Genomic DNA, 19191 nt, shown 5'->3' with positions numbered 1-19191 from the left:
CTAGCAGCGCCGCTCATCTTGTACCACCTTGCTACCAGTATAATAAGGCAGCGCATCGACAATCACGCCGCGTCGGAACGCGGCGCCAGACAAAGGATTCCGCAAATGAATGCGCTGAAAAACATCAGGAATATCGACTACACCGTCCTCTTCGCCCGCGACATGAAGGAGATGCGGCGTTTCTATGAGGACGTGATGGGCTTTCGCGTCCATTCCAGCCTGGGCGAGAGCTGGATCGCCTACCAGGTCGGCTCGTGCCTGCTGGCGCTCACTGAGCGCGGCGTGATGTTCAACGACTTGCCGACCCCGGCGGGCGCGCTCTCCATGCAGCTCGCCTTCCGGGTGACGCCCAGCCAGGTTGACCAATGCGCCGAGACGTTGCGTGAGAAGGCCGTGGCGATCGAAAGTGGGCCGACCGACCGGCCCTGGGGTCACCGCACGCTGTTCTTTCGCGATCCCGACGGCAATGTGCTAGAGATCTACGCCGATATCTAGCCTTGCGGCAGTTGAATGCCTTGCGTCAAGCGGCTCGTCGACTTCTACGAGACAGTCACGGGCATCAAGCTCACGGTCTACACCGAGGATTTCGCCGAGCTGCTTGCTTCACGCCGGTGACGGCGGAGGCGATTGCGAAGCTCAAGCGGTGAGAGTTCCAAGTTCCCAACACGGCGTAAGGCGGTATGCGGTTGACCACATCGACCATCCGGCCGATAGGGACGGCGAACCAGAGAACCGCAATGACCACTAATCTCAAACAGCCGGCCGCGCCCGACGCCGCCTGGCAGGACGACATCCGCGCCGGCGTGCGCCAAGTCCGCGACCTTGCATCACTGCCACTCTCGCCCGCCGAGCGCGAAGCCGCGCAGCAAGCCGCCGCCGCGCACAAGGTGCGCGTGCCCAAACCCTATCTCGATCTGATCGACTGGAGCGACCCCAACGATCCGATCCGCGCCCAGGCGATCCCGTCGCCGGGCGAGCTCGTCGCCACCGAAGGCGAGCTCGACGACCCGATCGGCGATCATGCCTTCAGCCCGGTGCCGCGCCTGACGCACCGCCACGCCGACCGCGTGCTTTTGTTCCCGACCTATCAATGCGCGGTCTATTGCCGCTTCTGCTTCCGCAAGGAATCGCTGACCTCGATCGGCCGCGGCTACACAAGCGAAGCGCTGGAGCCGGCATTGGCCTACATCGCCGGGCACCCGGAAATCCGCGAGGCGATCCTGACCGGTGGCGATCCGCTGTCGCTGCCGGACAAGGCGCTGGCCGAGATCCGCGCCCGGCTGGAGGCGATCCCGCATCTCAGGCTTCTGCGCATCCACACCCGCGTGCCCGTGGCGCTGCCGTCGCGCATAACCTCCGGCTTGGTCGAGGCGCTGCAGGGCCGGCTGATGGTGACGGTTGTCACGCACTTCAACCATCCGCGCGAGCTCACCGCCGAAGCCGAGGCGGCCTGCCGCACGATGCGCCAGGCAGGTTTCGTGCTGCTCAACCAAAGCGTTCTCCTCAAAGGCGTCAACGACAAGGTCGAGGTGCTGGAGGAGCTCTGCCGCGAGCTGATGTACCGTCTCGGCGTAAAACCCTATTACCTGCACCACGGCGACCTCGCGCGCGGCATGGCGCATCGCCGCACGACGATTGCCCACGGCCAGGCGCTGGTCGCGGAACTGCGCCGGCGCTTGTCCGGAATCTGCAATCCGACCTATGTCATCGATCTGCCGGATGGCGGCGGCAAGGTGCCGCTGGCGGCGAGCCATATCGAGGGGCGGGACGGCGAAACGTGGCGCATTCGCGGCCAGGACGGGAAGGCGAGGAGCTACAGCGAGGTGGTGGCGGACTGCTGAGTGCCCGCATGCCGCTCGGGCGCGGCCCGGCCGCCTCGTTGGGGCATTCTGCCGGGCCTGACCGGCCGCCGCCGGCTGCGAGTCCGAGGCGTGGGACTGCCATGTGAACGACCTGCTTTTACTCCTCTGTTTGCACGATGCGGCGTCGTAGCAAAGGCGCGACACTGTCATCGATCCGTTTGGATCATCGTAAAGTCCCTTAGCTGCCTAGTCCCCAGCTGGGTTCACCTAGCGATCCTCTCGAAGCCCCGCGTGCTCCTCCCCGGAGCACGCGGGGCCTTCGTTTGTTACCGCCGGGTCGCAACATCGCCCTCTTGCTGTGGGAACCGGATTCCGCGCCTCGCATTCTATCAGCGGGGACTAAAGGAGTTCGGCATGAAGGCTTTGTTGGGAATTGTCGGCGGCTTCGTGCTGACCCTTGCCGTGTTCGCCAGCGGGCTCGCCTTCGCCACCTGGCTGCTCGCCGCCAAGCCAGTGCGCCAGGCGACCCCGGCGATCGGCGTTTCCGAGCTCTGGACCAAGGACGCTCAGCCGGTCGATCCGCAAAAGCAGAATCTTCAGCGCATTCCCGCCCAGCAGGCTGCCGTCGCGCCCGCCCCAGGGGGCGAGCCGGCCAAGACCGACAGCGCAGTGCAGACGGCGACGCTCGCGGCGTCGACCGCACCCGCGCAGCCGCAGCAGTTGCAGCCCACGACCGCTCAGCCGAACCAGCCCGCGGCCGAGCCTGACGCGACCCAGCCTTCCCAGCCGGCTCCGGCCGATCGGCAGGCCGAGCAGCAATTGCCCGTGGCCCATCTGCAATGGTGCTCGGCCCGCTATCGCAGCTACCGTCCGGCGGAAAACAGCTACCGCGCCTACAGCGGCGAGCTGCGCCCTTGCATCTCACCCTATTACGACCCGATGGGCGACCGCACCGCCTCGACCGGCTCAAACGATCGGCAAGGCCAGGGTGGTCAAGCGGTAGCGGATGATCGGCAACCCGCCGCGGCCGATGATCAGACGAGCGACGACCAGGCCGAGATGGAAGGTTACGCCCCGTCGGGCGACGGCTACGTCACCACCTATGGCGGCCCGCCGGAAGAGATCTCGCCCGAGGCCGGGGCCGTGCGGGCACAGGGCCGGCAGATCTCGGCCGCCCATATCGACGATTGCTTCAGCCGCTACCGCTCCTACGATCCGCAGGACAACACCTACCAGCCCTTCGACGGCGGCCCGCGCCGCCAGTGCGAGTAGTGTTTCTGGCCCGCGACAGCGAAGAGGTGATCGCGAAGCGACCGGAGAGGGGCTGCGACACAGGCAGGTTCGCTCTAGCGCCCCCGCCAAACTCAGCCCACGACCTTCCCCGGATTCATCACATTGCCCGGATCGATCAACTCTTTGATCGCCTTCGCCAAATCCCGCTTAACCGGATTAGCATGCCGCTCATAGGCCTCGCGTTTCTCCAGCCCCACCCCATGCTCAGCTGAGAACGAACCGCCGGCCTCGCGCAGCCCCTCATAGAGCACGTCCTCGATCGCCTCATGCCGCTCATGTGGAACCGGCCCTTCGCAATTGAGGGAGATGTGCAGATTGCCGTCGGCGAGATGGCCGTAGACATAGGGCGCATATGAGGCGTCGAGCTTCTTCAGCCCCGCCTCGATGCGCGCCACATAGGCGTCCAGCGCGCCGGCCGGCACGGAGACGTCGAACGAGGGCGCCATAGGGTGCGCGCGCTCGATCTCAACAGTCTCCTCGCGCAGCCGCCACATCGCTGCGGCTTGGCCCTCGGAGCTCGCGACCAGCCCGTCGACGATGCCGACCTCTTCCCAGATCGCCGCCAGCCCGCCCTCGAGCGCGCTTCTCGCCGCCTCGATCGAGTCGGCGCCTAGGCCCAGCACCAGCAGACAGGGCGCATCGAGCGGCAGGCTGCCCGAGGCATAGTTCAGCGACCGCTGCATGAGGGACGCAAAATTACGCCACAGGATCTCGGCGGCGGTGAGCCTCGCGCTGGTCGAGGTCAAAAAATGCCGCACGATGTGCTGGGCGCTGGCCGCATTCGGCACGCCGACAAGCGCGGTGGCACTCGCCCCGGCCACCGGATCGAGCCGCAGCGCCACGCGGGTGACGATGCCGAGCGTGCCTTCCGCGCCGATGAAGAGATGCTTCAGATCGTAGCCTGCGCTGGTTTTCAGCACCCGGGTGAGATCGCAAAACAACCGCCCGTCCGGCAGCACGGCCTCCAAGCCAAGCACGCGGTGGCGCATTGTGCCGTTGCGAAAGGCCATGATGCCGCCGGCGTTGGTGGAAACCATGCCGCCGATCGTGGCGCTGCCGCGCGCGGCAAGGTCGATGCCCGGGTCGAGCCCATGCTGGGCTGCCGCCTCCTGCAGCGCGCCCAGCGTCACGCCCGCCTGCACGATCGCCACGCGCGTGAACGGATCGATGTCCTCTATTCTGTTAAGCCCGCCAAGGTCGCAGATCACCTGCCCTTGGGAAGTGGCTGCTCCGCCCGCCAGCCCGGTGCGCCCGCCCTGCGCGACAAGACTGATGCCACGCTCCGAACAGAATTTCACCAGCGCCGCGACCTCTTCGACATCGCGCGGACGCACCAGAGCCGAGGCGCCGAAATTGCGGGTGTCGAAGCCAGGATCGCGCGAGGCGAGCTCGGCGGCGTCCCAGATGGTGGCGTTGGGGAGGGCGGCGCGGAGAGAGGGGAGGAGGGCCATGAAATGGATCCGGCGTCGGACGTGAAGCTCGTCCTATAGAGGAACCGCAGCCCGGGAGTCACGCCGGCACGCCCATCGAATCGCCCGGGTCCACAACCATACCGGCTCGGTTCAGGAACATTCCGCGTTTGGCGGAGTTGACAGGACGGCCCGCTCGTTTGAGGCCACACCGGTTCATGGCGGGCTTCGGGAGGAAGCTATGATCCATGCCACCCCTTCACTTCATGTTTCTCGCCGCGGCGCATTGCAAATTGGTCTTGGAGCGACGCTCGCTTCAGCGACCGGCGTCGCCCCCGTTTCGCCTGCTTTCGCACAAGATGACATAAAGGACGAAGACATTTTCCGGTTCGCGCTGAACCTGGAATATATGGAGGCCGAATACTACCTCCGGGGCACCACAGGAAAAGGCATCGACGATTCAGATGCCGGTTCCAAGCCCGGCGACGTCGTCGGCGGCAAGAAGGTTCCCTTCGAAACACCCGCACTGGCTGAATTTTTGCGGGAAGTCGCGGAAAATGAACTTGCCCATGTCAGGTTCTACCGCAAGACCCTGGCGTCGAATGCGGTGGACCGGCCGGCGATCGATTTTGATGCCGGCTTTGCCGCGGTCGCCAAGGCGGCCGGGCTCGGTGCCGACTTCGACCCCTTCGGCAACCAGATGAACTTCGTGCTTGGCGGCATGCTGTTCGAGGATGTCGGCGTCACCGCCTACGCCGGTGCGGCAACCGTCCTGAAGAACAAGGAATTCCTGGCAGCCGCGGCTGGAATTCTCGCGGTCGAGGCCTACCACATGGGGATGGCGCGGTCGTCGCTCTATCGCATGGGCGAGAAGGCCTGGAAGGCGGCGAATGCGATTTCCGACGCACGCGACAAGATCGACGGGCCCGATGACAAGGACCAGGGCATTCGCGTCGACGGCAAGGCCAACTTCGTTCCTTCGACGCCCGATGCGATTGCCTTCACAAGGACGCCGCAGGAGGTGCTGCGCATTGTTTATCTGACCGACCAATCGGGTGTCAGCAAGGGCGGCTTTTACCCGAACGGGATGAACGGAACGCTCAAGAGCACCTAGCCGCGAGGATGGAGCCGGTCACGATGACCTACAACCCGCGCTGCGCAGCATTGGTCGCTGGCCATCCGATATCGTCTCGACGGGGCGCGCGATGAACGTCAGCAGCGAAGCGACCAGATCGTTTTGGATGCTCGACGCCAGCTTGCCCGGCGCTCCCCGCCTCGAGCAAGACGAGCATTGCGACGTGGCCGTCGTTGGAGCCGGCATCGCCGGGATTTCGATTGCCTATGAACTGGCGCTGGCAGGGCGCAAGGTGGTGCTCGTGGATCGCGGCCCGTTGCTCGGAGGCATGACATCGCGCACGACCGCCCATCTGGCGCCGATCTGCGACGATGGCTTGAGCGCGCTGATCGATATGCGCGGCGAGGCGCTGGCGCGCGGATTTCAGGAGAGCCAGCAAGCCGCCGTCGACCGCATCGAACGGCACGTTGCCAGCCTGGAGATCGACTGCGATTTCCGACGGCTGGACGGCTTCCTTTTCCCGGCCGCATGGATGGACGAGAAGCAGGCCGCCAGAGAATGCAATAAGGAGTATGCGGCTGCGGCAAAGATCGGCGCTGAGGCTGAGCATGGCAAAGGCGTGCCGCTCAAGGGTCATGAATCGGCGCCCATCCTGCGCTACCCCGGACAGGCCACCTTCCACCCGCTGAAATATTTGCGCGCCCTGCTGGGTGATTTCGAGAAGCGAGGCGGCAAGGCATTCGCCGACAGTGCCGTGGTCGAGATCGAGGAGGGGGAGCAGGTTCGCCTGAAATGCGACGGCGGCTCCACCGTCACGGCTTCGAACGCGGTGTTTGCCACCAATTCCCCGATCAACACATGGGTCAAGATCCATAGCAAGATGGCGCCTTACCGCACCTATGCCATGGCTTTCGACATCGCCAGGGGAACGCTCCCGGATGCCCTCTACTGGGACATGGACGATCCCTATTATTACGTCCGCCTCAATCCAGGCCCCGGCAAGACGGACTGTCTCATCGCCGGCGGCCGCGATCACAAATCGGGCGAAGCGGATGACGGCGAGGCACGCTTTGCCGCGCTTGAAGCATGGATCAGGGCATTGGTACCCGATCTTGGTGGAGAAAGAGCGCGGTGGTCCGGTCAGGTTCTCGAAACGATCGATTATTGCGGCTTCATCGGCCGAAGCCCCGGCAACGGCAACGTCTTCATGGCCACCGGCGATTCCGGCCAGGGCATGACGCATGGTGCATTGGCCGGACTGCTGATCCGCGATCTGATCGTGGCCGGATCGAACCCATGGGAAGCCGTCTATGCTCCCGACCGGAAGCCGCCCGCCGCGCTCGCGCACTACGTCAATGAGAACCTTACAACAGTGAAGAACCTCGCCGGCTACTTGCTGCCCGGTGAGGTCAAGTCGGCCGGCGACCTCAAGCCTGGCGAAGGCGGCATCCTGCAGGACGGCTTGAGCAAGTTCGCCGTGTGCCGCGACCGCGACGGCAAGCTGCACCGGCATTCGGCCAGTTGCACCCATCTCGGCTGCATCGTGCACTGGAATTCGACCGAGCAATGCTGGGATTGCCCCTGCCACGGCTCGCAGTTCGCGCCGGACGGGACGGTGCTCAACGGCCCGGCCATCCGCGGCTTGGCCCGGTCGGAGGGTCGCGGCTCTCGCGCGGAGCCCAAGGTGGCGTCCGGAGAATGACCTATGGCGGTTCACCGTTTAACGCAAACGCCTCGGAGGAAGCGGTGCCCGGACGACCATATAGCCGCTATGTGCCCGGATTTTCGGTGGCTTTTTTCTGGCCAAGCGTGTCGTCGTGTAGACGGCTTTGGTTGTGGCCGATAGGAGTGAAAAAATAATTCCGGGGAAGCTCAAAACTGTTTGGATGAAATAATCCGAAGTTTTCAGGCGAGCGCCTAGAAATCGATTTACCGCTGTTTCAGGCTCGGATCCGAGATTTCTATTTACCCGGGAAAAAAATAATGGACGTGTAAGTCTTGCTTTGAGCGCAATTGAGGCGCATACAAATAGTGTTGATTTGGTTGAGTTTGGCTTTCGCCCCGTCGGAGCCGCGCCAATCCTTTCCGAATTTTCGACAGCGAAGCGTTGCGCCGGTCCGGCGCGGCAGCTTGCTCGTTTGAACCCTGGAACGACGCAGGGCGCTGACCACGGATGTACTGGCAGCACCGCAAATCGTTCCAGCGGTTCGACTGAATAACGCGGAAGTCCATCCTAGCATGTTTTCACGGGAAAGCTGCAATCGTGGCCATTCGCATCGCGTCCACCGTCGTCGTCTGCTTCGGCTCTCCTTGGTGCTGCCGCGCTTCAGACGCGCCGCGACCGCAGAGTATCTACCGATCTCGACGAGGAGGCCCGGAAGGGTCTTTCCCGCGACGCAACGCGGCCTCTTTCATTCACCTGCCGGCGATCCTCCGCACAATGGGGTTCGCACGGTAAAAGCATCGATCAACCGGCCTCTCTCGAGGCGGCGCTCGAAGACGACCGGAGACCATCATGACAAGCCTTATGCAGCGCAACACACGGCCGATACGGCACGGCGCCCCGCCGCGCTTGTTCGACATCGGACAAGCGGTCCGTCTGAAGGGAGATTTCCGGACATTGACCGCGGAAGTCTACCACGTCACCGGCACGCTGCCGCCAAAAGAAAACTCGCCGCAATACCGCATCCGCAGCGACACCGAACCGCATGAGCGCGTGGTGACCGAGGATAGGCTGGAATCGGCCGGAACCCCGGCCTCGGATCCCGGCCTGATGCTGATCGAAAGGACGTTCGGACATGGCCAAGGGACGGCAACGCTCCAATCGCGAGATGAGGACGCCGAAGCAGGGAAGAATTCCGACCAGGCCTGAGAGCCCGTTCAATCAAGGCGCCGGCCTCGGCGCGAAGGGCTCGATGCCATCGCGCGGCGGGTCTCGATGAAGGTCGTGATCGAATTCTATCGCACGCGCGTCAGCGATGACGCGCATGCCGTCATCGGCCGCGAGACGGTGCTGGCAACGGGTCTTGACGATGCAATCGAGATCGCACGGCTTCTGGCGAGGACGCTGAACATGCCGCAGTGGCCGGATGCGGTCACGATCTCCGAAGCTGACGGCGCGGCGCTTTATTCGGAGATTATCGCCGCGCAGGAAGGCGAGGAAAGACAGGTATGAACAGGTCCATGGCCAACGGCGAGACCGAGGCGGGCCACAAGGCGGTATCCGGCTGTTCGCCAAACAACAGAGGCTTGTCGGGTCACGCCTTCAGGGATCATCAATACGGCCGCCGCGTCGAAGCGGATCATTCCTGGACCGTCTACCATGTCTTCACCGGGATTCCGGCGCATGTCGACGGCGCTCCGATGGTCGGGCTGACGCGTGCGCATGCGACGACGAGCATGCTGGATCTCAACCGTCGCAATGTCGAGGCTCGAAAGGAATGGAATAGAACCCGGCCAACTGAACACGCTGAAACACGGGTGGGCAACCCATGACGCTCGCCTTTCCAAATCCCAGCCGGAGTTTCGATCAAACGCGCCGCGCCGTCTGCTTCATGGGCCATGACGGTATGTTCCAGGTCCGCTTCTTCGTCGAGGTCGAGGCCCTGGGGACATTTGGCGATGCTGGGGGCAAGGAAACGGCCGAGATGGCATACCTTTCGGCGTTCGACGCCTTGCGCAGTTCCATCCAGGATGCCGCCAGCAAAGCATATGCGCGCGAGCGCCGAAACTCCTACACGCTCACGGCTTCCGGCTTCCGATAGGCAGGAAGCCAATGTCGCAGGGAAAACCCGCAGCCGCGAATAGCCTTAGCCTGGCTGCTACAAGAAAGGATAATGCCGATGCGTTCCATGAAAACCCCCGAGGCGCCGCCCGCCGCGATCAAGTCGATCGTCAGTCCCTCAAGCATCATGTCCGCGCGGCTGACGGTCAGGAAGGACGAGGCAGCAAGGCGCAAGCTCGCCGACACTGACGGCACCTTGCGGCGGGCACGTCAGATCGCAGAACGCAATCGCCTGATTTGACATGATGGCCGCCTGACAAGTGCCTCTTGCTTGGGCCTTATGTCTCGCGAACTGTCTTTCCCGCTCCTGGGCATGTCCAAATCCCAAGGCGCAAATTGCCTAAACCGGAAAAAACACCATGGCGATGAAACCCAACTACCGATACGAGCGCAGCAAACGCGATCAGGCGAAGGCGGCAAAGAAAGAGGCGAAGCTCGCGGCCAAGGTGGCGAAAGAGAAAGTGGTGGATCCGGAAGACGAGCGGGAGGGGAGCACTGATAACGGATAATGTCGCGTTAGGCAGGCCGGCCTTGGAACCGCAATGACACAACGAGAGTCCGATCACTTCGAAATCGATGTAGAGTGCCCGCGGTGCCATCACCAGGCGAAAACGCGTGTGGGCTGGATACGCGCTCACACCCAGATGGAGTGTGAAAATTGCGGCGAGATCATCGACATCGAAAGCAAGAATTTCAGACCGCGCGAGCAGCCTTAAGGCGTCACAAGAATAGCCGCCTCGCGGGCGGCTGCTATGAACGCCTTGCGCGCGAATGAAGCCGGTCGGCGCCCGCTGTTTACATCAGTGCAGGCCTGAATGGCTGCACGGTGCTTCTCGCTTCGCTTGCCGCGCCATCTTCGAAGCAGGAAGTCCAGACAGGCGGCGGCATCGCCGATTGCCTCCCGTCCGCCGGCCGGATCAACGATGATCGTCACCGACTGGTCGAATTTTTCATTTGCCATCACTGCGCTTAGGCCGGGGCGCGCAACATAGCAAGCACTGTTTGTAGTGGGACTTTCGGGTGGGCGAACGGGAAGTAGCTTGAATGACGCGATGTTAGGCGACCGGCTGGGAAACCAGCCGCAAGCAAGGCTCCGTACGCATGGTGCAAGATCAAGGAGAGGCTCCTGGACAGCCCGACCCTACTCAGCAAGAGATCAAGCCGGACTGTCCTCGCCGCACCAGCGAGATCGTATCGTGCGCCTTTGTTTCCTGTCTGGCCAGCCAAACCGCTGCAAATGAGAGCCGTTGAGCTGCCGACCGCGACTTGTGCAGAGGTTCGATCGCCGATCGGCAATTCGCTTCTCAACTGCTGCTCGCCCAGATCGAGCAGCCGACCTTCTGCCCCGTGGCCGTATCCCGCACCGTCTTCGCATACACCCGCCGCAGGCCGGTCCGGTTGGATGCGACATCCTTGCTTGCGAGGTAGGTCGGGTCGCCGACTTCCCAGTGGTAGCGCGTGTTGGCAGGCGCCTGCTTCCAGGTGAATTTCGAGCGGTAGGCCACCTGGCCTGGCGTGGCGTTGTCGAACCGGCAGTCGATGGTCGCCGGCATCATTCCCTTGACGCTCATCGCGCTGACGACCTTGTCCGCATCTGACGTCGTCAGCCATTGGTCTGTGCTGCTCGTCTGGTATGCGTCTATTCCGCTCGGCTGGTGCGTCATGCATCCTGCAAGCACCATCAGGACTGCCATTGCGGCACCTGTCTTGCCTGCTCGCTTGCTGTCTAGCCGGTCAATGCCCATGCCCGTCTCCTCCCTGAAGAGAGTGGAAAGTTCCGGGCAAGAAGATGGTCCGCGCGCGTCGCTTCGTATATTAGGCGCTTCACACGCCTGGCTCGTCGGAGCCTCGATCTTCGGCGAATTGCGGGGCGGCGGCTGGCCTTGTGACCGCCCGGCCACTGCAGTTAGCCGCGTCAGCTATTAACGGCTCCAATCCCCAAAATTAACCTTTTGTTAACCATTAGCCCGGCACCCTTTAACCATTGAGTAAGGATTCGCCGGACGTGACCTTCGCCGCCCCTTTGCACAACAAATCGATCCGCTTTCGCGCCCGTTCTTTCGTCGCTTTCACGCTGACGCCAGAAGCGCCGATCGCCGACTGGCTGGAGGGGTTGGATCACTGGATCGCCAATTCGCCGGGCTATTTCAACGGGCGCCCGGTGGTGCTGGATTTGAACACCTTGCAACCGGGGCCGGAGGAGATCGCAGCACTTGTCGGCGTGCTCGGCTCGCGCGGCATCCGCGTCTATGCCATCGAGCTCGAAGGCGCCGAGCTCGGGTCTGAATTGCCGCCGCTCTTGGCCGGCGCCAAGGAGGCGACCGCCGAGGGCCTGCTTGGCCGGGCCGCGCGCAAGGCGCGGGCGGAAGAGCTGGAAATGGCCGTCGCCGGGGAGCGGGCCGAGGTGACCCGAGAAACGATCCAGGCGGCGGCGCCTGCCGAGGTTCTGCAGGCGACCGGCGATGAGCCGGTGGATCCCGAACTGGCAAGGCTGGAAGCGGTCAGGATCGAGCCGGCCCAGACCGAACCGGAAAAGCCAGGGCAGGGCGCCGTGCCGGCACCTGCCGCCGGCACGCTGATGATCAAGGCGCCGATCCGCTCCGGGCAGTCGGTCTTCCATCCGCACGGCGACGTGATCGTGCTGGGCTCGGTCGCGTCCGGCTCGGAAATTGTCGCTGGCGGCTCGATCCATGTCTATGGCACGCTGCGCGGCCGGGCGATCGCCGGCTCGGAAGGCAATATTTCGGCGCGCATTTTCTGCCGCAAGAACGAGGCCGAGCTGCTCGCCGTCGACGGCTGGTACACCACGGCCGAGGAGATGGAAGGCACCTCGCGCGGCAAGGCCGTGCAGGCCTTCCTCGACAATGATGCGTTGTGCGTGGTGCCGCTCGGCTGAGTTCTTGGCCGCAAGCTTCGGACCGGTTTCGCGTGCGAAGATTATCAGTGCATGTCGCCCCAAGTGCAGCGGTTTTGGGAGAACGACATGCACCAAAAGCGAATGATCCCGCCGTGCCTGGCACGGCCAGAGAATAAAAACCGCCAATGGAGGCTGGATATATGGGCAAGGTAGTCGTGGTCACATCGGGCAAGGGGGGCGTCGGCAAGACAACCTCGACGGCCGCGCTCGGCGCCGCCGTGGCCAGGACAGGCAAGAAGGTGGCGCTGGTCGATTTCGATGTCGGCCTGAGAAACCTCGACCTCATCATGGGCGCCGAGCGCCGCGTGGTGTTCGACCTCGTCAACGTTATCCAGGGGACGGCGAAGCTTTCGCAGGCGCTGATCCGCGACAAGCGGCTGGAGACTCTCTACCTGCTGCCCGCCTCGCAGACGCGCGACAAGGACGCGCTGACCGAAGAGGGTGTGGCGGAAGTCATCGCCCGGCTGCGATCGGTATTCGACTATGTCTTCTGCGACAGCCCGGCCGGCATCGAGCGCGGCGCCCAGCTCGCCATGCGCTTCGCCGACGAGGCGGTCATCGTCACCAATCCGGAAGTCTCGTCGGTGCGCGACTCCGACCGCATCATCGGCCTGCTCGACGCTCGCACCATGAAGGCCGAGCAGGGCGAGCTGGTGCAAAAACACGTGCTGGTCACGCGCTATGACGCGGCGCGCGCCGCGCGCGGCGAGATGCTGTCGATCGACGACGTGCTGGAGATCCTCTCGACGCCGCTACTCGGCATCATCCCGGAAAGCCAGGATGTGCTGCGGGCCTCTAATCTCGGTTCGCCCGTCACGCTCTCGGAACCGCTCAATGGTGCCGCAAAGGCTTACCTCGAAGCGGCAAGACGCCTGGAAGGCGAGGACCTGCCGGTGGTCGTCCCCTTCGAACGTAAGGGCTTCCTCGACCGGCTTCTCGGAAGGAGGGCCGCATGAGCATCCTCGATCTCTTCAAGCGGCGCACCAGCGCGCCGGTGGCGCGCGAGCGGCTGCAGCTGCTGCTCGCCTATGAGCGCCAGAGCCGCGGCCAGCCGGATCTCGTCTCCATCCTGCGCGAGGAGATCATGGCGGTCATCGCCAAGCATGTGCAGATCGACCAGGACTACCTCCAGGTCTCGATGGACCGCGGCGCGACCATGTCGACGCTGGAGATCGACATCCAGATCCCCAACAAGAGCGCCGCGCCGCTCGCCATGGCGGGATAACGCCGGCGCATTTCTCTCCCTCGCCAAAGGCGGGGGAGAGGTGGCCGTGCTGCGGCCGGAGTGCGGGCCTGCGCCAACGCTTCGTCGTCCTCGGCTTGACCCCAAAATCCACGCCGTTACCTTCGACTTGGAGGCGGCGGTACTGAATTCCGTAAGCGTTGCAATACGTTAGCGCTATGGTATGGACCCTGCGCGCGTCGCTTCGCTCCTTGCTCCGCGCCAGGATGACGAAGGCGTAAACCTCACTCTCTTGTCCCACCACCCGCCCCGTACTGCCTCACGACAGCGTGGTGCCCGCGCCCTATCTCCATTCCCGAACCAGGGATGGAGCCAGGATTGACCTCGACGCAGACCGCGAAGCCGGAAACCCATGTCGGCGCAATGCCCGTTCTGGGGCTGCTCGGCGCCATCCTGTCCGTTCAGGTCGGCGCCGCCTTTGCCAAGGGGCTGTTCCCGGTGCTGGGCTCGGAAGGCACGACCATGCTGAGGCTCGCCATCGGCGCGCTGATGCTGGCTGCGGTGCTGAGGCCCTGGAAGGTGCTGCCCTCGCGGAAAACCCTGCCTTGGCTCGCCGCCTACGGCATCACGGTCTGTGCCATGAACATGCTGTTCTACGCAGCGCTCCAGCGCATTCCGCTCGGCATCTGCGTGGCGCTCGAATTCACCGGGCCGCTGTTCGTCGCTATGCTCGGCTCCCGGCGCCTGCTCGACCTCGTCTGGGTGGCGCTGGCGATAACCGGCATCGTGCTGCTCTCGCCTTTTGCGGATGCCAGAAGCGGGCTCGATCCGCTGGGGGTGGTGCTGGCGCTCGCAGCGGGCGCCTGCTGGGGGCTCTACATCATCTTCGCGCAGAAGGCCGGCGCCGAGCTCGGCGTGCGCACCTCCGCCTATGGCATGGCGATCGCCGCTGTGCTGGCGCTGCCTTTCGGCTTCAGCGCAGCTCAACCCTATCTCGCCGACCCGCACATCATGGCGGGCGCGGCCGTGGTCGGCCTGTTCTCCAGCGCGCTGCCCTTCTATCTGGAAATGCTGGTGCTGGCGCGCATGCCGGCCAAGGTCTACGGCATGCTGGTTTGCCTGGAGCCAGCGGGCGGCGCGCTGACCGGCTTCCTGTTTCTGCATGAGAAGCTCAACCTTTTGCAATGCGCGGGCGTCGCCGCCGTCATTGCCGCCGCCTTCGGCACCGCGGTCGCGGCGCGGCGGCCGGTATCTTTGCCGGCCTGAATCCATCTTTCGGACCGGGGCAATCCCGGAAAATGCGCGAGACGGCAGGCTCGGCGCCTCGCAGCGGTAATCCATCCTGAGCTGCTTCGAAACAAGGACGTGCGATGGTTTGCCGTTTCCGTGAAACGGTGAACCGCTTCGGCACCCGCAGCTCGTTAAGGGGTTGGTTGGCTTTGGAAAAACACCCCCGTGGCGGCAACATCCGACCGCATCCGGTGGTTGAAATAAGACCTAAGTCCTATAACAAAATTGCAATAGGTCCGAATGGACAAGACATGGGTCGTGGGCCACTTCCTTATGCACTGCTGATTGGGGATGCTTATGCTGCGATATTGCCGGTGGGGTAGTTCGGCCGACGGGCTGAAGGGCTGGCATGGGGAGAACCGAATGCGCACATCGCGCGGGGGCTGCAGGCTAGTCTTGCCAGCGCTGGCTGCGTTGGCGCTTGTCGTCGCGCCTGTCAGTCTCTCCGTCGATGGTCTCGTCGTGACCAAGGCCTATGCCGACAAAGGCGGCGGTGGTCATGGCGGCAGCGGTGGTGGAAACGGAAGCGGCGGCGGCAACAGCGGGAACGGTGGCGGAAATAGCGGCGGCAACAGTGGAAACGGCAATAGCGGCGGCAACAACGGAAACAGCAATAGCGGCAGCAACAACGGCAAGAGCAATAACGGCGCGAGCAGCAGCGCGGCAGGCACCGCGGATGTCGATAGTCATGTGAACGCCGTTACCGGCGACAAGGTCGAGGCCACTAGCAGCAGCATCCAGGTCACGCACCGCAATGGAATGAAGGAGACGATCGAGAACGGCCGGTTCAGGATGGAAGACAAGTACGGACGCACCATCGTCGACCGCAGGGCTACCATGGCCGATCTCAATCGCCTGAAGAACTTGTGAGACAGAGTTTGTGGGAGTGAGGTTTTATCCGGATTAGATCTTAAGGGACCGAAGGTCAGCGCTGCAAAATCAGGTTGCCACCTTTTGCTTCGTCTCTGCGGTCCTGATCGTCTTGCGATGGAACTTGGCTACTCACCTTGCCCCCGCCTTCGTGCGGGGGTAATTTTTTTGCGCCGGGAAAGCCTGTCCGTTGCGACATTGGTCAGCTATGGCGCCCGAAATGGTCCGACGGGTGGGGGCAAGGGTCGTGGGCCGCTTTCGTCGCCCCGCCGGAATGTGAATTCTCGCCGGATCAACACACCGGTTCCGCCTCGTCTGTGCCGTGAGCGGAGCTTCCGCCATGCCGAAGTGGGACCGGAACGAAGAGAAGATATGCGAAACCGCCCCTTCAGCAGGCTCGCCTGGCTCGCGCTGCGTGTGTTTAGCGCGCTGGCGCTGATCTTTGCGCCCTGGCACATCACCTTTGACGGCGCGCCGAGGATTGCCGCAGCCACCGCCGCCGGCAACGGCAATGGCGGTAACGGGGGGAACGGCGGTGGTGGAGGCGGCGGCAGCGGTAATTCGGGATCGGCCGGCGGCTCGAATTCCGGCAATAGTGGCAACAACGGCAACAGCAATGGCCAGGGCGACAACGGCAATAGCAACGCCGGCGCGAGCAATCCCAATGCCGGGCCGGGCAACAACAGCGGCAAGGGCAACACCAATCCCGGCGGCAAGAATAGCTACACCAATGCCGCAACCGGCGACACGCTTTCGATCGACGGCGATAAGGTCACCGTCATTCATCGCAACGGTATGAAGGAGCAGGTCCAGAACGGCCGTTTCGAGATGACGGATGCGCAAGGCCGCACCATCATCGAACGGCAAGCGACGGAGGAGGACCTGTCGCGCCTGCTGAACTTGTGAGCGTTGAGAATTGAAGAACTGGGGAATTGAAGAACTGAAGAGCCCTCTCTTCTTCAATTCCTCAATTCTTCAATTCTTCAATTCCCCAGTGCCTTAGTGCCTTTCCCTCGCCTCATGCATCAGCAGCGCCGCCTCGGTGCGGTTGCGCACGTTGAGCTTGGCGAGCACCCTGGTCATGTGATGCTTGACCGTCTTCTCCTGCAGCGACAGCCGGGCGGCCACCTCCTTGTTGCTCAATCCTTCGGCGACCAGTTTCAGGATCTCGGCCTCGCGGCCGGTGAGCTGACTGAGCGGATCGGGCTTGCTGCCGGTGGGCTGCAAAAGGTCGGAGAGCAGCCTGGCCGAAAGGCTCGGCGATACGTAGCTCTGGCCGTTGGCGACATCGCGCAGGATCTCGGCCAGCGCCTTGGAGCCCACGCCTTTCAGTACATAGCCGCGCGCGCCGGCCTTCAGCGCCTGGGCGACATCGGCATTGGTCTCCGATACCGTGAGCATGACGATCTTCTGTTCGGGCATCGCTGAAAGGATACTGGCGAGCGCGTTGAGACCGCCGCCCGGCATGCTGATGTCGAGCAGGAGAATATCGGGCGCGCTGGCGCGCGCCAGCCTTTCGGCGTCCTCGGCGCTGGCGCCTTCGCCGACAAGCTCGAAGCCGCCGATTTCGCCGAGGCTGCGCGCCACGCCCTCGCGAAACAGGGGGTGGTCGTCCACTATTGCGATGCGGATGGATGTGCTCACGGTTGCTCCTCGACAGACAAGGCAATCACCAGTCTTGTTCCTTCCGGGCCGGACAGCGTCTCGAACTGCCCGCCTATGCTTTCGATGCGTTCCCTGAGGCCCGCAAGCCCAAGGCCCTCGCTTCGGGCCGGGTCGAAGCCGGGACCCGAATCCATCACCTCGACCAAAAGCTTGCCGCCTTTCGTCGTGGCTCTGACCTGCTGGCCCTTGCCCTTGCCATGCCGGAAGGCGTTGTTCAGGCCTTCCTGCACGAAGCGATAGACGCTTATCTTTTCCGAGGTGCCGAGTTCCGGCAAGCGCTCAGGCAGGGTTAGCAACACCTTGGTGCTGGTGCGGCGCTCATGCTCGGCTACCGCCAGCCGCAAAATGTCTGCGATGGCCTGCGCCTCGATCTGCGGCAGCACCAGCCCGTTGCAGATGCCGCGTATCTCGCGCATCGCTTCGCCGAGCGTCTTGTGTATGCCGGCGATCTCGGCTTCGCGCAGCTGGCTGGACGTGGCCGGGTCGACCAGCGCCGGGCTGTCCATCCTCAGCGCGGCAAGCGCCACCAGTTGCGCCGGTCCGTCATGCAGGTCGGCGCCGATGCGCCTCAGATACCGCTCGTTGATCGCTGTGGCGCGGCGCGAGGCGCGTTGAACGCGCTGGCGCAGCGACGAGTTCTGCGCCAGGGCCGTCTGCAATTCGGAAACCTTGGCCTCGAGCGCAGCCTGCTGCGTGACGATGGTGCGGCTGCCGCGGAAAACGATGCCGGAGAGCAGGGCAAGCGCCGCGGCGGTGGCGGCCGCCACCACCAGCCATGTCCACAGCAGAGCTGAGTGGAGCGATTCCTCGAAGTCGCCGGATAATTCGTAGAATTCGCTGACCGCCACGACCTCGCCGGACCACGGCTCGCGCACCGGGTTGTAGATTTCGAGGAGCGGAACGCCCATCGACCGCTCCTTGTCGTCTTCCTCGTCCTCGAGCCTGTTGTATTTGACCATGACGTTGCCGGCGAAAGCGGCGATGAGGTTGGCGTTGGGCCTGATCTGCTTGCCGATCAGGCTGGCATCCTTGGAGTAGAGGATCGTTCCGTCGCGCCGCCACAGCTTGAACGAGACCAGCCTTTTCCCGAGCGCGCCCTGGCCCAGCGTCTCGTCCAGCGCGCGCTTGACGGTGTCGTCGAGTTCCTGGCTCTTGCGCATATCGGGCAGCAAGGGTGCGATCACGCTGTCGACATAGAGCGCGGTGGTGGCGGCGGAATTGTGCAGGACCCCGTCACGGATCTGCGATGTCACCCACAGCCCGACCACGAGCATCACCGCCAGAAGGCCGATACCGCCCGCGATCACGAACTGCCAGGCCAGAGAGAGCCCGCTCCAGATTCGTGCAGGTCGTGTTAAATACCTCCCAACCATCGGCACCATTCACCCACCCGTCCGCGACAGTATAGGTGAGGGGAGGCAATTGCGACACCGACCTTGGTCCGTGCCCGTGAGGAAGGTTAATGGCAGAGCAGGTTTGGGCGCACGCCGACGGGCGGGCTTTGATTCGCAAGCAAGGAGGCTGCTTGCTCCGCCGGGCGGCAAAGCCAGCGACACTCCTGTTGACGGAGGAGACGCGGGCCGGCTGCCACCTGAAATTACGGGTTCTTTTGCAATGCCGACACAACCACCAATCAAGCCCCGGCTCCGGACCAACGGCATATGCCCCGCGGGATATAGCGCCACACCGCTGATGCCTTGGCCTGGCGCGGTCTCTTCATCGATCGTTGTGGATGTAGACATATAGCGGCGACCTCTCGCGGGCGGCCCGGCTTGCAACCCGTCCATATCGGCGGGCGGGCCGCTCTTTCCCGACATGAACTGCGGACGTCGCGGCAAAAATTTGCCCCCAAAAGAAGTCAGGATCAAGCTGTTGATGGGTCGAACAACCGCCGCATATACAA

22 protein-coding genes are annotated in these 19191 nt (G+C 63.6%); 17 read left to right on the top strand and 5 right to left on the bottom strand.

The features are described from left to right. Positions 1-105 precede the first annotated feature (105 nt). The 3 genes from LB525_RS06145 (at position 106) to LB525_RS06135 (ending at position 3074) form a co-directional block, all read left to right on the top strand. Positions 106-495: a VOC family protein gene (locus tag LB525_RS06145; protein WP_224543973.1), complete on the top strand. Its 390-nt coding sequence runs from the start codon at positions 106-108 to the stop codon at positions 493-495. A gap of 242 nt (positions 496-737) precedes the next feature. Next, positions 738-1841 carry a KamA family radical SAM protein gene (locus LB525_RS06140; protein WP_224543972.1) on the top strand — a complete coding sequence of 368 codons (1104 nt, stop codon included), beginning with the start codon at positions 738-740 and terminating at the stop codon, positions 1839-1841. Between the two features lie 375 nt (positions 1842-2216). Next, the gene (locus tag LB525_RS06135; RefSeq protein ID WP_224543971.1) at positions 2217-3074 is read left to right on the top strand and encodes a BA14K family protein; all 858 of its coding nucleotides are present in this window, start codon (positions 2217-2219) and stop codon (positions 3072-3074) included. Between the two features lie 92 nt (positions 3075-3166). Here the strand turns inward: LB525_RS06135 and LB525_RS06130 are convergent, their stop codons facing one another. Further along, a complete protein-coding gene (locus tag LB525_RS06130) occupies positions 3167-4546 on the bottom strand; it encodes an FAD-binding oxidoreductase (RefSeq protein ID WP_224543970.1) in 1380 nt (459 codons plus the stop codon). A gap of 199 nt (positions 4547-4745) precedes the next feature. On the opposite strand from LB525_RS06130, the gene LB525_RS06125 reads away from it, so the two are divergent. The 8 genes from LB525_RS06125 (at position 4746) to LB525_RS06090 (ending at position 9872) form a co-directional block, all read left to right on the top strand. Continuing rightward, on the top strand, positions 4746-5618 hold the full coding sequence (locus LB525_RS06125) for a ferritin-like domain-containing protein (protein WP_224513233.1): 873 nt from the start codon (positions 4746-4748) through the stop codon (positions 5616-5618). A gap of 91 nt (positions 5619-5709) precedes the next feature. Then, entirely contained in the window at positions 5710-7281 is a 1572-nt protein-coding gene (locus LB525_RS06120) for an FAD-dependent oxidoreductase (RefSeq protein WP_224543969.1), read from the top strand. A gap of 813 nt (positions 7282-8094) precedes the next feature. Continuing rightward, the gene (locus LB525_RS06115) at positions 8095-8451 is read left to right on the top strand and encodes a hypothetical protein (protein ID WP_224543968.1); all 357 of its coding nucleotides are present in this window, start codon (positions 8095-8097) and stop codon (positions 8449-8451) included. A 66-nt stretch (positions 8452-8517) separates the two neighbouring features. Then, positions 8518-8754 carry a hypothetical protein gene (locus tag LB525_RS06110; RefSeq protein WP_224543967.1) on the top strand — a complete coding sequence of 79 codons (237 nt, stop codon included), beginning with the start codon at positions 8518-8520 and terminating at the stop codon, positions 8752-8754. Between the two features lie 8 nt (positions 8755-8762). After that, on the top strand, positions 8763-9074 hold the full coding sequence (locus tag LB525_RS06105) for a hypothetical protein (RefSeq protein ID WP_224543966.1): 312 nt from the start codon (positions 8763-8765) through the stop codon (positions 9072-9074). Continuing rightward, positions 9071-9343, top strand: coding sequence for a DUF1488 domain-containing protein (locus LB525_RS06100; protein ID WP_224543965.1), 273 nt, complete (start codon positions 9071-9073; stop codon positions 9341-9343). The genes LB525_RS06105 and LB525_RS06100 overlap by 4 nt, the downstream gene beginning before the upstream one ends. Positions 9344-9421: 78 nt before the next feature. Next, the gene (locus LB525_RS06095; protein ID WP_224543964.1) at positions 9422-9604 is read left to right on the top strand and encodes a hypothetical protein; all 183 of its coding nucleotides are present in this window, start codon (positions 9422-9424) and stop codon (positions 9602-9604) included. A gap of 118 nt (positions 9605-9722) precedes the next feature. Beyond that, on the top strand, positions 9723-9872 hold the full coding sequence (locus LB525_RS06090) for a hypothetical protein (RefSeq protein ID WP_095770103.1): 150 nt from the start codon (positions 9723-9725) through the stop codon (positions 9870-9872). A gap of 203 nt (positions 9873-10075) precedes the next feature. Here LB525_RS06090 and LB525_RS06085 read toward each other — a convergent pair whose 3' ends face one another. Together LB525_RS06085 and LB525_RS06080 are read right to left on the bottom strand one after the other, a co-directional pair. After that, the gene (locus tag LB525_RS06085) at positions 10076-10324 is read right to left on the bottom strand and encodes a DUF982 domain-containing protein (protein ID WP_224543963.1); all 249 of its coding nucleotides are present in this window, start codon (positions 10322-10324) and stop codon (positions 10076-10078) included. Between the two features lie 343 nt (positions 10325-10667). Then, positions 10668-11108 (bottom strand): hypothetical protein, encoded by a 441-nt coding sequence (locus tag LB525_RS06080; protein WP_224543962.1) that lies wholly within the window; start codon positions 11106-11108, stop codon positions 10668-10670. 260 nt (positions 11109-11368) lie between these two features. Here LB525_RS06080 and minC point away from each other — a divergent pair, with 260 nt between their 5' ends. The 6 genes from minC to LB525_RS06050 all read left to right on the top strand — a co-directional run bounded on the left by minC (position 11369) and on the right by LB525_RS06050 (position 16529). Continuing rightward, the gene (gene minC, locus LB525_RS06075; protein ID WP_224524750.1) at positions 11369-12259 is read left to right on the top strand and encodes a septum site-determining protein MinC; all 891 of its coding nucleotides are present in this window, start codon (positions 11369-11371) and stop codon (positions 12257-12259) included. A 161-nt stretch (positions 12260-12420) separates the two neighbouring features. Continuing rightward, on the top strand, positions 12421-13236 hold the full coding sequence (minD, locus tag LB525_RS06070) for a septum site-determining protein MinD (protein WP_095770099.1): 816 nt from the start codon (positions 12421-12423) through the stop codon (positions 13234-13236). Beyond that, complete coding sequence (gene minE / locus LB525_RS06065; RefSeq protein ID WP_042638296.1) at positions 13233-13505, top strand: cell division topological specificity factor MinE; 273 nt, start codon at positions 13233-13235, stop codon at positions 13503-13505. Before minD ends, minE begins: the two co-directional genes overlap by 4 nt. 336 nt (positions 13506-13841) lie before the next feature. Next, a complete protein-coding gene (locus tag LB525_RS06060; RefSeq protein ID WP_224543961.1) occupies positions 13842-14729 on the top strand; it encodes an EamA family transporter in 888 nt (295 codons plus the stop codon). A 387-nt stretch (positions 14730-15116) separates the two neighbouring features. Continuing rightward, positions 15117-15623: a hypothetical protein gene (locus LB525_RS06055; protein WP_095770097.1), complete on the top strand. Its 507-nt coding sequence runs from the start codon at positions 15117-15119 to the stop codon at positions 15621-15623. A 117-nt stretch (positions 15624-15740) separates the two neighbouring features. Beyond that, entirely contained in the window at positions 15741-16529 is a 789-nt protein-coding gene (locus LB525_RS06050) for a hypothetical protein (RefSeq protein WP_224543960.1), read from the top strand. Between the two features lie 93 nt (positions 16530-16622). Here LB525_RS06050 and LB525_RS06045 read toward each other — a convergent pair whose 3' ends face one another. Next, positions 16623-17267: a response regulator gene (locus tag LB525_RS06045; protein WP_224524745.1), complete on the bottom strand. Its 645-nt coding sequence runs from the start codon at positions 17265-17267 to the stop codon at positions 16623-16625. Beyond that, positions 17264-18661, bottom strand: coding sequence for a sensor histidine kinase (locus LB525_RS06040; protein WP_095770111.1), 1398 nt, complete (start codon positions 18659-18661; stop codon positions 17264-17266). The genes LB525_RS06045 and LB525_RS06040 overlap by 4 nt, the downstream gene beginning before the upstream one ends. Between the last annotated feature and the right edge of the window lie 530 nt (positions 18662-19191).

The organism is Mesorhizobium sp. CA16 (genome assembly GCF_020165175.1).
Classification (GTDB): Bacteria; Pseudomonadota; Alphaproteobacteria; order Rhizobiales; family Rhizobiaceae; genus Mesorhizobium.
This window is presented reverse-complemented; position numbering and strand designations above follow the sequence as displayed.

What these genes read in the sequence shown, in the direction of transcription:
- LB525_RS06145 (WP_224543973.1), top strand. Translation starts at nt 106, where the DNA reads ATGAATGCGCTGAAAAACATCAGGAATATCGACTACACCGTCCTCTTC.
- LB525_RS06080 (WP_224543962.1), bottom strand. Translation starts at nt 11,108, where the DNA reads ATGGGCATTGACCGGCTAGACAGCAAGCGAGCAGGCAAGACAGGTGCC.
- LB525_RS06130 (WP_224543970.1), bottom strand. Translation starts at nt 4,546, where the DNA reads ATGGCCCTCCTCCCCTCTCTCCGCGCCGCCCTCCCCAACGCCACCATC.
- LB525_RS06085 (WP_224543963.1), bottom strand. Translation starts at nt 10,324, where the DNA reads ATGGCAAATGAAAAATTCGACCAGTCGGTGACGATCATCGTTGATCCG.
- LB525_RS06050 (WP_224543960.1), top strand. Translation starts at nt 15,741, where the DNA reads ATGGAACTTGGCTACTCACCTTGCCCCCGCCTTCGTGCGGGGGTAATT.
- minE (WP_042638296.1), top strand. Translation starts at nt 13,233, where the DNA reads ATGAGCATCCTCGATCTCTTCAAGCGGCGCACCAGCGCGCCGGTGGCG.
- LB525_RS06120 (WP_224543969.1), top strand. Translation starts at nt 5,710, where the DNA reads ATGAACGTCAGCAGCGAAGCGACCAGATCGTTTTGGATGCTCGACGCC.
- LB525_RS06100 (WP_224543965.1), top strand. Translation starts at nt 9,071, where the DNA reads ATGACGCTCGCCTTTCCAAATCCCAGCCGGAGTTTCGATCAAACGCGC.
- LB525_RS06105 (WP_224543966.1), top strand. Translation starts at nt 8,763, where the DNA reads ATGGCCAACGGCGAGACCGAGGCGGGCCACAAGGCGGTATCCGGCTGT.
- LB525_RS06055 (WP_095770097.1), top strand. Translation starts at nt 15,117, where the DNA reads ATGCGCACATCGCGCGGGGGCTGCAGGCTAGTCTTGCCAGCGCTGGCT.
- LB525_RS06095 (WP_224543964.1), top strand. Translation starts at nt 9,422, where the DNA reads ATGCGTTCCATGAAAACCCCCGAGGCGCCGCCCGCCGCGATCAAGTCG.
- LB525_RS06110 (WP_224543967.1), top strand. Translation starts at nt 8,518, where the DNA reads ATGAAGGTCGTGATCGAATTCTATCGCACGCGCGTCAGCGATGACGCG.
- LB525_RS06125 (WP_224513233.1), top strand. Translation starts at nt 4,746, where the DNA reads ATGATCCATGCCACCCCTTCACTTCATGTTTCTCGCCGCGGCGCATTG.
- LB525_RS06040 (WP_095770111.1), bottom strand. Translation starts at nt 18,661, where the DNA reads ATGGTTGGGAGGTATTTAACACGACCTGCACGAATCTGGAGCGGGCTC.
- LB525_RS06090 (WP_095770103.1), top strand. Translation starts at nt 9,723, where the DNA reads ATGGCGATGAAACCCAACTACCGATACGAGCGCAGCAAACGCGATCAG.
- minD (WP_095770099.1), top strand. Translation starts at nt 12,421, where the DNA reads ATGGGCAAGGTAGTCGTGGTCACATCGGGCAAGGGGGGCGTCGGCAAG.
- LB525_RS06115 (WP_224543968.1), top strand. Translation starts at nt 8,095, where the DNA reads ATGACAAGCCTTATGCAGCGCAACACACGGCCGATACGGCACGGCGCC.
- LB525_RS06135 (WP_224543971.1), top strand. Translation starts at nt 2,217, where the DNA reads ATGAAGGCTTTGTTGGGAATTGTCGGCGGCTTCGTGCTGACCCTTGCC.
- LB525_RS06140 (WP_224543972.1), top strand. Translation starts at nt 738, where the DNA reads ATGACCACTAATCTCAAACAGCCGGCCGCGCCCGACGCCGCCTGGCAG.